The 13,127-nt window shown below is 32.4% G+C and carries 12 protein-coding genes; all 12 read right to left on the minus strand.

Annotated features, from left to right (window positions below; translation table 11 throughout):
• Window positions 1-155 precede the first annotated feature (155 nt).
• Window positions 156-1,163 carry a mannose-1-phosphate guanylyltransferase gene (locus M2326_RS00005; RefSeq protein WP_264617524.1) on the minus strand — a complete coding sequence of 336 codons (1,008 nt, stop codon included), beginning with the start codon at window positions 1,161-1,163 and terminating at the stop codon, window positions 156-158.
• 49 nt (window positions 1,164-1,212) lie between these two features.
• The gene (locus M2326_RS00010; protein WP_264617525.1) at window positions 1,213-2,520 is read right to left on the minus strand and encodes a nucleotide sugar dehydrogenase; all 1,308 of its coding nucleotides are present in this window, start codon (window positions 2,518-2,520) and stop codon (window positions 1,213-1,215) included.
• A 30-nt stretch (window positions 2,521-2,550) separates the two neighbouring features.
• A complete protein-coding gene (gene rfbB / locus M2326_RS00015; protein ID WP_264617526.1) occupies window positions 2,551-3,597 on the minus strand; it encodes a dTDP-glucose 4,6-dehydratase in 1,047 nt (348 codons plus the stop codon).
• Window positions 3,598-3,635: 38 nt separating this feature from the next.
• A complete protein-coding gene (locus M2326_RS00020; RefSeq protein WP_264617527.1) occupies window positions 3,636-4,112 on the minus strand; it encodes a UpxY family transcription antiterminator in 477 nt (158 codons plus the stop codon).
• A 246-nt stretch (window positions 4,113-4,358) separates the two neighbouring features.
• Window positions 4,359-5,345, minus strand: a complete 987-nt coding sequence (locus M2326_RS00025) for an SDR family oxidoreductase (protein WP_264617528.1) — start codon at window positions 5,343-5,345, stop codon at window positions 4,359-4,361.
• Window positions 5,346-5,352: 7 nt separating this feature from the next.
• Window positions 5,353-7,812 (minus strand): polysaccharide biosynthesis tyrosine autokinase, encoded by a 2,460-nt coding sequence (locus tag M2326_RS00030; RefSeq protein ID WP_264617529.1) that lies wholly within the window; start codon window positions 7,810-7,812, stop codon window positions 5,353-5,355.
• 15 nt (window positions 7,813-7,827) lie between these two features.
• Window positions 7,828-8,613: a polysaccharide biosynthesis/export family protein gene (locus M2326_RS00035; protein WP_264617530.1), complete on the minus strand. Its 786-nt coding sequence runs from the start codon at window positions 8,611-8,613 to the stop codon at window positions 7,828-7,830.
• Window positions 8,614-8,683: 70 nt separating this feature from the next.
• The gene (gene recR, locus M2326_RS00040; RefSeq protein ID WP_264617531.1) at window positions 8,684-9,304 is read right to left on the minus strand and encodes a recombination mediator RecR; all 621 of its coding nucleotides are present in this window, start codon (window positions 9,302-9,304) and stop codon (window positions 8,684-8,686) included.
• 51 nt (window positions 9,305-9,355) lie between these two features.
• Window positions 9,356-9,721, minus strand: coding sequence for a CoA-binding protein (locus tag M2326_RS00045; RefSeq protein WP_264617532.1), 366 nt, complete (start codon window positions 9,719-9,721; stop codon window positions 9,356-9,358).
• Window positions 9,722-9,822: 101 nt separating this feature from the next.
• The gene (ctlX, locus tag M2326_RS00050; protein WP_264617533.1) at window positions 9,823-10,758 is read right to left on the minus strand and encodes a citrulline utilization hydrolase CtlX; all 936 of its coding nucleotides are present in this window, start codon (window positions 10,756-10,758) and stop codon (window positions 9,823-9,825) included.
• Window positions 10,759-10,768: 10 nt separating this feature from the next.
• Window positions 10,769-11,683 carry a dimethylarginine dimethylaminohydrolase family protein gene (locus M2326_RS00055; protein WP_264617534.1) on the minus strand — a complete coding sequence of 305 codons (915 nt, stop codon included), beginning with the start codon at window positions 11,681-11,683 and terminating at the stop codon, window positions 10,769-10,771.
• Between the two features lie 79 nt (window positions 11,684-11,762).
• Window positions 11,763-13,031 carry a citrate synthase gene (locus M2326_RS00060; RefSeq protein ID WP_264617535.1) on the minus strand — a complete coding sequence of 423 codons (1,269 nt, stop codon included), beginning with the start codon at window positions 13,029-13,031 and terminating at the stop codon, window positions 11,763-11,765.
• Window positions 13,032-13,127: the final 96 nt, after the last annotated feature.

Below are 13,127 nucleotides of genomic sequence, written 5' to 3' on the forward strand. Positions count from 1 at the left end.
TGTATGTCCATTTACTCTTTGAAAATCCATATCTCAAAAGTACATTTTTAGAAGCTAAAAGCGAAATGCACTAAAGTACATAGTTTTAACTATTTATGGGACCAATAAATCCCAATAAACTTCACTTTTCTGTGTTACAAATAAATCTCTAAAGTCTAATTTAATAAGTCAGAATCTTCTTTTTCTAACCTATTATATATCTTTTTCACATCCTGTGATGCTTTCTTTTTTAGAATCAAATTAGCGTCCTCTGTGTAAACGAATATCGTATCTCTTACTCCCACAAAGGCAGTATAATTTGATGTCCCAATAGACATATTTCCATTCTCATCAATAGGATGCCCTTTCGCAACTAAATAGTCATAAACAGATTCAAAAGAACCTAAATCTGACCACACAAAATCAGAGGAAACAACCTTTATCTTTTTGCTACGCTCCATCACTGCATAATCAACACTGATTGATGGTATATCCATAGATAAATCTAAGTCTAATTCTCCATCAATATTTCTTTCCCATGCAATTTTCGATTTCTCATAAACATCTGGTTGAAATGCCTTCAATTCTTCTAAGAATACACTCGCTTTGAAACAAAACATACCGCTATTCCATAAAAAATTACCTTTAGCAATAAAATTCATTGCAGTTATCTCGTTCGGCTTTTCTCTAAAAGAAATTACATTATCCCCTTTTCTCTCGATATAGCCGTACCCGGTTTCAGGTTTTGTTGGCTGAATACCAAAAGTAACAATAAACCCATTTGTAGCCTTATCAATAGCTTCATCCATAGCAGACTTATACGCATCCATTGAATCAATAATATGATCTGATGGAGTTATGATTAAAATATCTTCTGGCTCAGATGCAAAGGCAGCAAATGCTATTGCTGCAGCTGTATTTCTAGGAGTTGACTCAACTATATTAATGTAAGGAAGATTTGACTTCTCCATTACTTTTTTACTTAAATGAGAATTATCGATATTTCCTACCACCATAATTTTGTCAGCAACTGCACGATTTCTTTCAACAGTTAATTCAAACAATGATCTACCTTCAAATAGAGATAAATACTGTTTAGGCATACTCTTACGAGACAATGGCCATAAGCGACTTCCGATTCCTCCCGTTAGAACCACATGAGTAATTGATCTTTTATTTTCCATAATAAATTGGTTTTAAATCTATATTTTTAAAATTATCTTTTTTGATTTCTTATAATCTTCCGTCAACACCTTGCTTCAAAACACCCTTTATGTCATAGACGATAGCTTGTGTATTTTTAAATCGCAACAAATCCATACTAAGAAATTCTGTATGAGCTACTCCCAATACTACTGCATCGAACACGGCATTTGGAGCCTCATTCACCATGTTTAATTGGTACTCTTTTTTAACTTCTTCCGGTCTTGCTTGAGGATCAAAAATAGTAACATCGATACCGTATTCCTTTAATGAAAGAATTAAATCTACGATCTTAGTATTACGAACATCAGGGCAATTTTCTTTAAAAGTGATACCCAGCATCAAAAGCTTCGCTTGACCAACTGCAATGCCTCTTTTGATCATCAACTTTACAATTTGGGAAGCTACATATTCACCCATACTATCATTAAGTCGTCTTCCTCCTAAAATAATTTCAGGATGATATCCGATTTCTTGTGCTTTTTGAGCTAAATAATAAGGGTCGACACCGATACAATGGCCACCAACTAATCCTGGTTTGAAAGGCAGAAAATTCCATTTGGTCCCAGCCGCCTCAAGTACCTCATGAGTATCAATCTCCATCAAATTGAATATTTTGGCCAATTCATTTACAAAAGCAATATTAATATCTCGTTGTGAGTTCTCTATAACCTTGGCTGCTTCTGCTACTTTTATAGAAGGGGCTAAATAAGTTCCTGCCGTAATAACAGACAAATACAATTCATTCACTTTTTGCCCAATCTCAGGTGTTGAACCTGAGGTAACCTTAAGTATCTTATCTACGGTATGCTCTTTATCTCCTGGATTAATACGCTCTGGTGAATAGCCTACAAAAAAATCAACATTAAATTGCAAACCAGACACTTTTTCCAATACAGGAACACACTCTTCCTCTGTCACTCCAGGATACACTGTTGATTCGTAAATTACAATATCTCCTTTTTTCAATACTTTACCCACTGTTTCCGAAGATTTATACAAAGGCGTCAAATCGGGACGATTATTTTTATCAACTGGAGTGGGAACCGTTACAATATAATAATTACACTCTGCAATAGCACTCAAATCACTTGTACAATATAGACCTACCGGAATATCATCAACTTGAGTTGAACAAGGGTTCTGATCCAACAATACCGCCTTTAGATCTTCGGACTCTATTTCAAGAGTACTATCTACTCCAGAATTAAGTTCATCAATACGAATTTGATTAATATCAAAGCCCACCACGGTATGTTTTGTAGCAAATAGTCGTGCCAAGGGCAACCCTACATATCCTAAACCTACAACTGCAATTTTTATATCTGAATTATTCATACGCTATTAACACAATCTTTATTTTAAAAACTATTGGTATTGTTTCTCATAGTAAGAGGCATAAGCACCTGAAGTAACACTTGCCAACCACTCTGAATTATTTAAATACCAATTTACAGTTTGCTCCAATCCTTGTTCGAATGTTACTGATGGAGACCAACCTAATTCACTATTAATTTTATTAGCATCAATTGCATATCTCAAATCATGGCCTGGTCTATCTTTTACATAAGTAATCAATTCAGCCGATTCTCCTTGCTCACGGCCTAGCTTAGCATCCATAATCCCACATAATAATCGCACCAAATCAATGTTTTTCCATTCATTAAATCCACCAATATTGTATGTTCCGTGATTTGTTCCTTCATGAAAAACTAAATCTATTGCACGAGCATGATCCACTACAAATAACCAATCACGAGTATAGTTTCCATCTCCATAAACTGGCAATGGCTGTTTTTGAATAATATTATTAATAAATAGTGGAATTAATTTTTCTGGAAAATGATTCGGTCCATAATTATTTGAACAGTTTGTTAATACATATGGCAAACCATAGGTTTCTCCATAGGCACGCACAAAATGATCCGAGCTCGCTTTAGAAGCTGAGTAAGGTGAATTTGGATCATAAGCTGTTGTTTCAGTAAAAAGTCCTTCTGCTCCTAAAGAACCATAAACTTCGTCTGTACTAATATGATAGAATCTTTTACCCTCAAAGTTACCCTTCCATAATTCACGCGCTGCATTCAACAAATTGACAGTACCTATAACGTTTGTCTTGACAAATGCCATTGGATCCTCGATGGAACGATCTACATGAGACTCTGCTGCTAAATGAACAACACCATCAAATTGATGCTTTTGAAATAATTCTTTTATAAATTGTTCATCAGCGATATCACCTTTAACAAAAGTATAGTTTGGTGAATTTTCAATATCTGTAATATTTTCTAAATTTCCCGCATAGGTCAATGCATCTAAATTGAAAATTTGATAATCACTATACTTTGTAACAAACAATCGAACAACATGAGATCCAATAAATCCAGCTCCACCAGTAATTAATATTTTTTTCATTTACTAAAACTTTATATTTTTTATTTATTTTAAACTAATTATAAGTCCATTTTAAGTACACATCCCAAAGATTCTAAAACCAAAACACAATGATTTTTATTTACCTCTTTGATAACCGCTTCTTGATTTGTAAAGGGACCTGTCTCTACTATTATTTTACTTCCTACATTATAACGTGACATCGTTATCTCACTAGCAGTCGGTTTTTCTAACCATTGTTTAATTGTATTAATCTCTATCTCTCGAACAATTGCAGGTTTCCCTAACCAAAAAAGGTAGCGAACAGCACCTGGAGATTGAAACACCAAATTACGCTCTACTTCCGTTAAATGAACAAAAACATAGGAATTAAACAACGGTACTTCTATTTTTTTCTTCCTATCTGACCATTGACTTTCTTTTATTATCAAAGGACAATAACATTCAATTCCTATTTTCTCTAATTGTTCTGCTACCTTCTTCTCCCATTTTGGTTTTGTATACACTACAAACCAATTTTTCTCGTGCTTTGTCATGAAAACTAATTCAATTTTTCAAAATTAAAAACTATTTAATAATAAAACAATAATATCCACTTTTCAACCTGAATCTATTACAAAAATCTAAATTCAATACTAACTTATAAATACTATACGTCTAACAATTTCACCCTATTGATCAAAAAAAGTTCTACATCTAAGTTATTATACTCCTACAAAATTTTATTTCTGAATATCAAATATACATCATGCAGTTATTAAAATTCATTATAACCATTTTTTTTATTTCTTCAGATTTACCCAGTACCAATCTATTGCTTCTTGCAATCCTTGTTCCAACGAAAACTTTGGATTGTATTCTAAAAGTAATTTTGCTTTCTCAATACTAGCCAATGAATGCGGAATATCTCCCATTCTATTAGGACCGTACTCTATTAACACATCAGCAATTCTAGAATCATACTTTGATAAATATTTCTTTAAATAATTTATCAAATTATTTAAAGTATTACGATCACCAAAAGCAGTATTATAAACTGTATTAACTGCTGATTTATTTGTAGCTGTAATGGCCAGTTCATTCATTTGGATCACATTATCGATATAGGTAAAATCACGTGAATAATTACCATCTCCATTAATAATAGGGCTTTCTAAATTCATTAGCTGCATTACAAACTTGGGAATAACAGCTGCATAAGCACCATTGGGATCTTGCTTTCTTCCAAAAACATTAAAATATCTTAAACCTATCGTTTCTATTCCATAAGTTCGGGAAAAAATCTCAGCATAAAGCTCATTTACATATTTTGTAATAGCATAAGGAGAAAGTGGTTTACCGATTACATCCTCTACCTTTGGCAACCCCTCTGAATCACCATAAGTAGATGAACTAGCAGCATATACAAATCGTTTTACTTTTGCGTCACTAGAAGCTGTTAACATATTTAAAAAGCCTGATACATTGACGTCATTGGTTGTAATCGGGTCTTTTATGGAACGAGGAACAGACCCCAATGCTGCTTGATGTAAAACATAATCTACTCCCTCAACTGCATTACGGCAATCGTCAAGATTTCTAATATCACCTTCAATTAAACGGAAATTTTCATTTTGCACACAAGCAGCAAGATTGTGCCTATGTCCAGTAGCAAAATTATCCAAACAAATAACACTATATCCTTTTGATAAAAAATGCTCACACAAATTAGACCCAATAAAACCGGCTCCTCCCGTAATCAATACTTTTAGCTTTCTTTGTATTTCCATGTACTTATTAGTTTTTCTTTTTAAAACTACTCCATCTACCTACTGTTTTTTGAAGAATGTTTTTCGGCTTTTCATCATCGTGATATCCATTTGAATAGGCTCCATAACCATATCCATAACCATATGCACTCCCATATTTAGCTTTATTTTCATACCCATTAAAAACGATACTTACATTGCTTAGTTCTTTTCTATTTAATCTATTATTTAGCAAGGTAATCATTTCTTTTTTTGAAAAATTCTGTCTGACAATATACAACGTTACATCAACATATTGTGATAACTCCATAGCATCGGATACTAATCCAACCGGCGGAGTATCCAATATAATATAATCATACGTATTTTTTAATTCTATCATCAATTCTTTCATTCGTTCTGATAAAATCAATTCAGAAGGATTTGGAGGTATAGGCCCCGAAAGAATGACATCTAGATAAGGAATATGTGTTGGGGTAACAATATCTGCAACCTCACTTTGATTAATCAAATAATTCACAATTCCTACTTCATTAGACAATCCAAACTCATTAGCTAATTTTGGTTTTCTTAAATCCAAACCAACAATTACTGTTTTTTTCTCACTTAATGCGAATACGGTTGCGATATTCAAAGAACAAAAAGTTTTTCCCTCTCCACTGATTGAGGAAGTAACCATTACAGTCTTTGCGCCGTCAACATTTTGTTGTTTATATAAAAACTGCAATGATGACCGAATGGCTCTAAAAGATTCTGATAAAGCGGATTTTGGTCGGTCAAAAACAGCTAAGACTGAATTCTCGGGATTGACCCCAACCACTCCAATTAATGGGATTTTGGTTCTAGTTGTAATATCCTCTGTATTTTGAATCGAATCATTAATAAAAAAAAGAATAAACACAAAAATTAAAGGAATCATAATCCCCATAAACAAAGCTAATACATAGTTCACAGAGGTTTTGGGTCCAATTAAACCACCTCCAATATCCTTAGCTGGATCTATAAAATGAATATCTGATAAATTTGCTGCTTTAACAATATCAGCTTCACTTCTTTTCTGTAAAAAAGTACTATATATATTGTCACTCAAATCATATTTTCGTTTGATCTTGATCAATTCCTGTTGATCATCTGGCAATCTTTTGATAGTATTCTCTGTCTGATTAATTTTACTTGTAACTAATGTTAAGTCATACTGTATTGTCGTTTTGAGTGTAGCAATATTCTCTAACAATACATTTTTAACAGACTCCATTTGTATGTCAAAATCTCTGAATATCTTATCACTCTTTACTGCATAAGCCATTTCTGATCGTTGTGTAGAAAGTACTATTAATTTAGAAATACTTGAAACTATATTTGGATCATCAATACCTGCAACCGATGGAGCTGGAAGCTTAGAATAATCTACACTATTTTTTAAATATGCCTTCAAAGAATTACAATAAGCCAACTTACGTATTAATTCATCTTTTTGAATATCAAAATCAGAAATTTTTTCAGAAAACTTCTCACCTCCCGCTTCAATATCGTAAATATTTTTATTTTTTCTAAATGTTTTTAATTGGTCACCAGTTTCCCTTAACTGAGATTCCATTGAAACAAGAGTACTATCAATAAAACTAATGGTATTTGTTGCAAATTGATTTTTTTCATCCAATTGTCTTTTTATCAACATTCTTACAGTTGCGTTTAAATACACAACCATTCTTGCTTTATTCGTCCCTTGCATTCCAAGAGTTAAAATTGAACTCCCTTTATCGTCAGCATTAATACTTACTCCTCTATACCTAGATACTGAGCTGTCAAAATCATTGAACTTTACAAAATATTCATTTCCTATATAAAGTCCTGGATTGTCATTTATCTGTAATTTCCAATTAAGAAAAGGTAACGAAACCATCTCTCCTACTTTATATCTTTTAACAAAATCCCCTATAACAACTGAAGTATTACTATATGAATTGTTTGAATAAGTAATCATTCCTACATTATTCGAAGAAAATGGAATACGGATTTCGTATTCATTATCACTTACAAACTTAACAGCAATAAGAGTATTCACTATTTGACCCTTGTCTTTCTTTAAGACAACATGAAAAGGTATTGCGCCATATGCATCTTCGAGATTGTATTTTCCTTGAATTAAGTAATCAATATAAAATTGCAATTTATCAACTACTAATTCATTATGTGATCTCGATTTAAATATGGTGGAAATAGTACTTACTTGATCTGATATTCCTCCCCAATTAAAGACTAAACTAGTATTGGCAGTAAAAAGTGGATTGCTTTCTTCTTTTACAGAAATAAGTGTTTCCATTCCGTAAATTTTTTGTTTACGAATATTCACTTGATATGCAATTGTAAAAGTTATAATCAAACTGATTAAAAACCATTTCCAATAGCTCAGTATTTTCATTAAAAACCCTTTAAAGTCAAAACTTACTTGGTTTTCAAAAATTGAAAAATCTTTTACATCTAACATTCTTATCTCAAGCTTTTATTTGGTTAGTAGGAAGAACATCGTAGCTGCTAACGAAAACAGTGACACAAAAGTAGTTATAGACTCCAGCCCTGTTTTTCCAGTACCCCAAGTTTTTTGTTTCAATGGTTTTACAAAAATAAAATCATTCGGTTGCAAATAATAATAAGGAGATTTTATCACATTAATATCAGTAAGATCCAAATCGTGTAATTGCACTCCTGTTGGCGATTGCCTCATAATAGTCACTGCTTTCCTATTACCAGTTAATGTTATGTCACCCGAATTAGCTATTGCTTCCAAGACGGTTACACGATTCTGAAATAAAAATTTTGTTCCTGCACTTCCAATTTCTCCAGTTATAGTATATTTAAATCCCGCTAATTTCACTGTAACAAAAAGATTCGCTTCCTTATTAAAATATTCTGCTAATAATTGTTTTTCAATCTTAACGCGGATTTCCTCTGTAGTATAACCAATAACATTTATTTCTCCCAAAACAGGAATTCTAATATTACCATGATCGTCTACTGTAAAACCATCAAAATACAATGCCGAAGGAGACTTACCTACCTCCCCATCTACTGTACTGAAAATTGAAACTAATTTTGGATCTATAGCCTTAATACTCAAACTTAAGACATCATTACTTTGCACTCTATATGGCTTTGAAGCAACAGCTGAAATAAAAAAATCCGAATTCGTACCTTCTTTATTTTGTAAATAATTTAAATCATGCGTTGAAATACAAGAAGTTAAAAACAGAGTAGCAATAGCTAATAAATAGAAAAAACACTTATTCATTTCTTTATTTTTGACAACAAATATAGCTTTTCATTTACTACATTTAAAGTTTGGTGGCTTTTTAAGGTCATTAATTATTTTTGAATGACTTATCAAAAGGAATTCTATGCAAAATACTTCTTCCTAAAGTTACTTCATCTGCGTATTCTAATTCATCTCCTACAGCGATTCCTCTTGCAATTGTAGACATAACAACCGCACTACCAACAATTTGTTTGTAGATATAAAAATTCGTTGTATCTCCTTCCATTGTTGAACTCAATGCAAAAATGACTTCCAATACTTTACCTGATTTTACTTTTTCAACAAGTGGACCAATCTTTAATTGACTTGGACCAACTCCTTCAATTGGAGAAATCTTACCCCCTAAAACATGATAAACCCCTCTGAATTGTCCCGTACCTTCAATAGCCATTACATCTCTAATATCCTCTACAACACAAATAATTTGATGATTTCTATTAGGATTCGCGCAAATTTCACAAATTTCACTATCAGATATATTATGACAACTAATACAATATTTAATATCTGCTCTCATATTTGTCAAGGCTAGTGACAAAAAATCTGTCTGCTCTTTGGGTTGTTTCAATAAATGCAACACCAAACGCAATGCTGATCGTTTACCAATACCTGGCAATTGCGCAATTTCATTAACTGCTTTTTCTATTAACTTTGAAGAGAATTCCATGGCTGAAAAAAGAAATAGGCCAAAAGAGATTACCTCTTTTAACCTAAATAATTAATATTGATTTGTTGCTAGTAAAGTCAAGGTACAAGCTACTTCAGATTTTATATTATTCAACTCCAATAGTTGCATAAACTCCGGGTTTTCGGATCCAGGATTGAAAATTACCCTTTTTGGACTCGCTTCTATAATATAATTATAATAATCTCTTTGCCTTGAAGGATTCAAGTAGAGCGTTACTGTATCAACATTTTTCAAAGGTATAGCTTTAGTTTGGATTTTAATTCCAGATACCTCTCCTGCATTCTGACCGATGGCAAGTACAGAATGTCCTTTACTAACCAAATTCGTAATTGCTTTATTTGCCATTCTTTCCACTTTCACAGAGGCTCCAAGCACTAGTGTTTTTTTATTTCTCATTACCTAAAACTATTTTTTTTTATTTGAAATACAAAAGTAAACTTTTTATAATTCGGTTATGTCTCTAACGACTAATCTTTGTAATTGTTATACTCCAGTTCTTAGTGCTTTTCTAAAAAAATCTCAGCCATCATACATCGTGCACTTCCTCCTCCATGCCCCTCAATAGTACTTAAGTCTGAATGTAAAATTTCGACATGATTTTCTATTTGCTCCTTCTGTCTCACTGACAATGATTCAAAAGCTGCACTACTCATTACCAAATAGCCTTTTCCGTTAGCTCCCGAGACTTGCAACATATTACCCGAAAAGTTATTTAATTGTTTCTCATTAATTAAAATAATTTCCTTATTATCCTTTTTTAAATTTTCCAGAACCATTTTACGTTCTTGTTTGTCATCAATGGCATCTGCACAGATAACTGCAAAAGTTTCCCCGATGCACATCATTACATTCGTATGGTAAATCAATTTTCGCTCTCCATCTATAGTTTGATAAGCTTCAAAAATAATAGGAGCGTAATCAAAATACTCACAAAATTCGATAAATAATTCTTCATCTGATCTAGGCGATAGTGCACAATATGCTTTTTCATTTGCTCTATCCAAAACTATACTTCCAGTTCCTTCCAAATAGAAACCATCTTCTTCGGCAGATGAATAATCGATTATTCCTTCAATAACAAAACCTTTATCCTCAAGAATATCCAAAATATCTTCTCTCCTTTCCAAACGTCTATTTTCTGCAAACATTGGATAAAAACCAACATCACCGTTTTCATGGAAAGAAATCCAATTATTTGGAAAAATACTATCGGGAGTACTTGGATCTAATGTATCATCAACTACGATAACATTCACACCTACATTATTTAATTTCAGTACTAACGCATCAAATTCTTGCTGTGCTTTTGTATTAATACTAGCAGGTAATGCTACTGCATCAGCCGTTTGATAATAATTATTCACCAAAGTCTGTTCATTCATCCGAAAGGCTACAGGACGAATCATCAAAATATTATTTGTAATCTGTTTCATTTTATAAATTTTAATCTCTTAATAATGGTAAAGTAGAGCAACGAAGTAAACCTTCTTGTTTCGCAATTTCAGCATATGAGATCTCCTCTACCACAAAACCTTTATCACACAACCATTTATTCAATCTTTTAAACTTCTTTTCTGACACTACAACATTAGTATCTATTGAAAAAATATTTGAATTCATATTATACATTTCATTTCGCTTTATATGAAATAAATTTTCCATACCAAAAAGCGCAACCAAATACAAATAGTCTGCTTCTTCTCTAAAACCTCTTTTGTAGATAATCGCCTTATCTTTTCCAACAGGTTGAAAACAACAATCCAAATGCAGTGCATTATCTCTAGCCTCAATTTTAGATTTAATTAAATCAAATTCCTTTACAATCTTATTAGGAAATAAAGATTTTATGTATGCCACTCCCTCGGCATTAGTTCGAGCAGTTATGTAATCTTTGTAATCACTCCCTTTATATGTCCCAATAAAAACATGATTACCCCATAACATAACATCACCCCCTTCAATATGAACTTCCTTAGGTGGTTTAACAACCTTTAATGGATTCATCTCATTTATAATATACTGAATAGCATCTAACTCCTGTTCTCTTTCCGGAAGAATATTAGACTTAACAAAAACATCTCCTATTACAAAGCCTATGTCTCGTGTAAAAATTTGATTATAATTCTCAATACATTTGGGCCTATAGACTTCTACGTCAAACTTAAGGAGTACTTTCTCAAAAGAAGACATTTCATCAACCATATCTTTTTCCGAAGGGTATGTACCTGCCAAGATATGCTCTAATGACTTAGGATCATATGTCTCTTGAGCTGTAGGAATTGGCCCGTTACTATTAGCTGTACCCAAAACAACAGCTCTTAATCTTGAAGTCTCATTATTTATATTTAATTCTATCATATACTATTTTAACATTAAACAAAGATAAAAAAAAAGCTTCACCAATTAGTGAAGCTTTAATGAATTAAGCAAATGCTTATTATTTAAATTCTCTCAGTGTAGATCCTGTATAAATTTGTCTAGGACGTCCTATTGGCTCCTTATTCTCACGCATTTCTTTCCATTGTGCAATCCAACCTGGTAATCTACCGATTGCGAACATCACGGTAAACATATCTGTTGGAATCCCCAAAGCTCTATAGATAATCCCTGAGTAGAAGTCTACATTAGGATATAGGTTTCTAGATTTGAAATACTCATCTTCTAAAGCTGCTGCCTCTAATTTTCTAGCAATTTCCAAAATTGGATCTTCAACACCTAAAGTTTCAAGAACTTCATTAGCTGCTTTTTTAATAATTTTAGCACGTGGGTCGAAATTCTTATAAACTCTATGACCAAAACCCATCAATCTAAAAGGATCTTCTTTATCCTTTGCTTTCGCCAAATATTTATCTGTATCACCACCATTATTATGGATCTCTTCTAACATTTCAAGTACTGCTTGATTAGCACCACCATGTAGTGGTCCCCAAAGAGCAGAAACACCTGCAGAAATAGAAGCAAATAAACCAGCATGTGAAGAACCAACCATCCTTACAGTTGATGTAGAACAATTTTGCTCATGATCAGCATGCAGAATAAATAATTTATCTAATGCATCAATAACTGTTTGACTTACTTTATAAGGCTCTGTAGGAATCTCAAACATCAATCTCATGAAATTTTCTACATATCCTTTTGTATTATCATAATAATTCATTGGGTACCCCATGTTCTTTCTAAAAGTCCAAGTAGCTATCACTAAAAATTTACCCATTGTTTTACAAACAGCACAATACATATCTTTTTCATTATCTACGTCAACCGATTTAGGATTGAAAGAAGTCAAAGCACTCGTCATGGCAGCCAAAATACCCATTGGATGAGCCGTTTTTGGAAATCCATCCAAAATACTTTTCATTTCCTCATTTACTAAAGTATGTTTGCGAATATCATTCTCAAATTTCTCCAATATTTCAGCTGTTGGTTTTTCACCAAAAATTAAAAGATAAGAAACTTCAAGAAAATTAGCATTAGCTGCTAAATCTTCGATTGCATAACCTCTGTAACGTAAAATTCCCAGTTCACCATCTAGGAACGTTATTTCACTTGTACAAGAACCTGAATTTTTATACCCTGGATCAAGAGTAACCAAACCCGTTAAATCTCTTAATTTCTTTATATCAATAGCTTCTTCGTTTTCACTCCCTTTAAAAATAGGAAACTCATACTTTTTACCATCGATTTCTAATATAGCTGTTTTTGACATAATACTTTGGAAATAAATCTTATTTTTAATAATCCTCAAAGCTAATGAATTTCAAATTAATTAAAAAATGAATAATGCAATGAAAATGTTAAAACT

The sequence above is a fragment of the Flavobacterium psychraerolatum genome, from assembly GCF_025960985.1.
In the GTDB taxonomy this organism is placed as follows: domain Bacteria; phylum Bacteroidota; class Bacteroidia; order Flavobacteriales; family Flavobacteriaceae; genus Flavobacterium.

Bases quoted from the DNA above. Each gene is read 5' to 3' on its own strand.
- M2326_RS00045 (WP_264617532.1), bottom strand. From the start codon at position 9,721: ATGAGAAATAAAAAAACACTAGTGCTTGGAGCCTCTGTGAAAGTGGAA.
- recR (WP_264617531.1), bottom strand. From the start codon at position 9,304: ATGGAATTCTCTTCAAAGTTAATAGAAAAAGCAGTTAATGAAATTGCG.
- M2326_RS00025 (WP_264617528.1), bottom strand. From the start codon at position 5,345: ATGGAAATACAAAGAAAGCTAAAAGTATTGATTACGGGAGGAGCCGGT.
- ctlX (WP_264617533.1), bottom strand. From the start codon at position 10,758: ATGAAACAGATTACAAATAATATTTTGATGATTCGTCCTGTAGCCTTT.
- M2326_RS00010 (WP_264617525.1), bottom strand. From the start codon at position 2,520: ATGAATAATTCAGATATAAAAATTGCAGTTGTAGGTTTAGGATATGTA.
- M2326_RS00055 (WP_264617534.1), bottom strand. From the start codon at position 11,683: ATGATAGAATTAAATATAAATAATGAGACTTCAAGATTAAGAGCTGTT.
- rfbB (WP_264617526.1), bottom strand. From the start codon at position 3,597: ATGAAAAAAATATTAATTACTGGTGGAGCTGGATTTATTGGATCTCAT.
- M2326_RS00020 (WP_264617527.1), bottom strand. From the start codon at position 4,112: ATGACAAAGCACGAGAAAAATTGGTTTGTAGTGTATACAAAACCAAAA.
- M2326_RS00030 (WP_264617529.1), bottom strand. From the start codon at position 7,812: ATGTTAGATGTAAAAGATTTTTCAATTTTTGAAAACCAAGTAAGTTTT.
- M2326_RS00060 (WP_264617535.1), bottom strand. From the start codon at position 13,031: ATGTCAAAAACAGCTATATTAGAAATCGATGGTAAAAAGTATGAGTTT.
- M2326_RS00005 (WP_264617524.1), bottom strand. From the start codon at position 1,163: ATGGAAAATAAAAGATCAATTACTCATGTGGTTCTAACGGGAGGAATC.
- M2326_RS00035 (WP_264617530.1), bottom strand. From the start codon at position 8,613: ATGAATAAGTGTTTTTTCTATTTATTAGCTATTGCTACTCTGTTTTTA.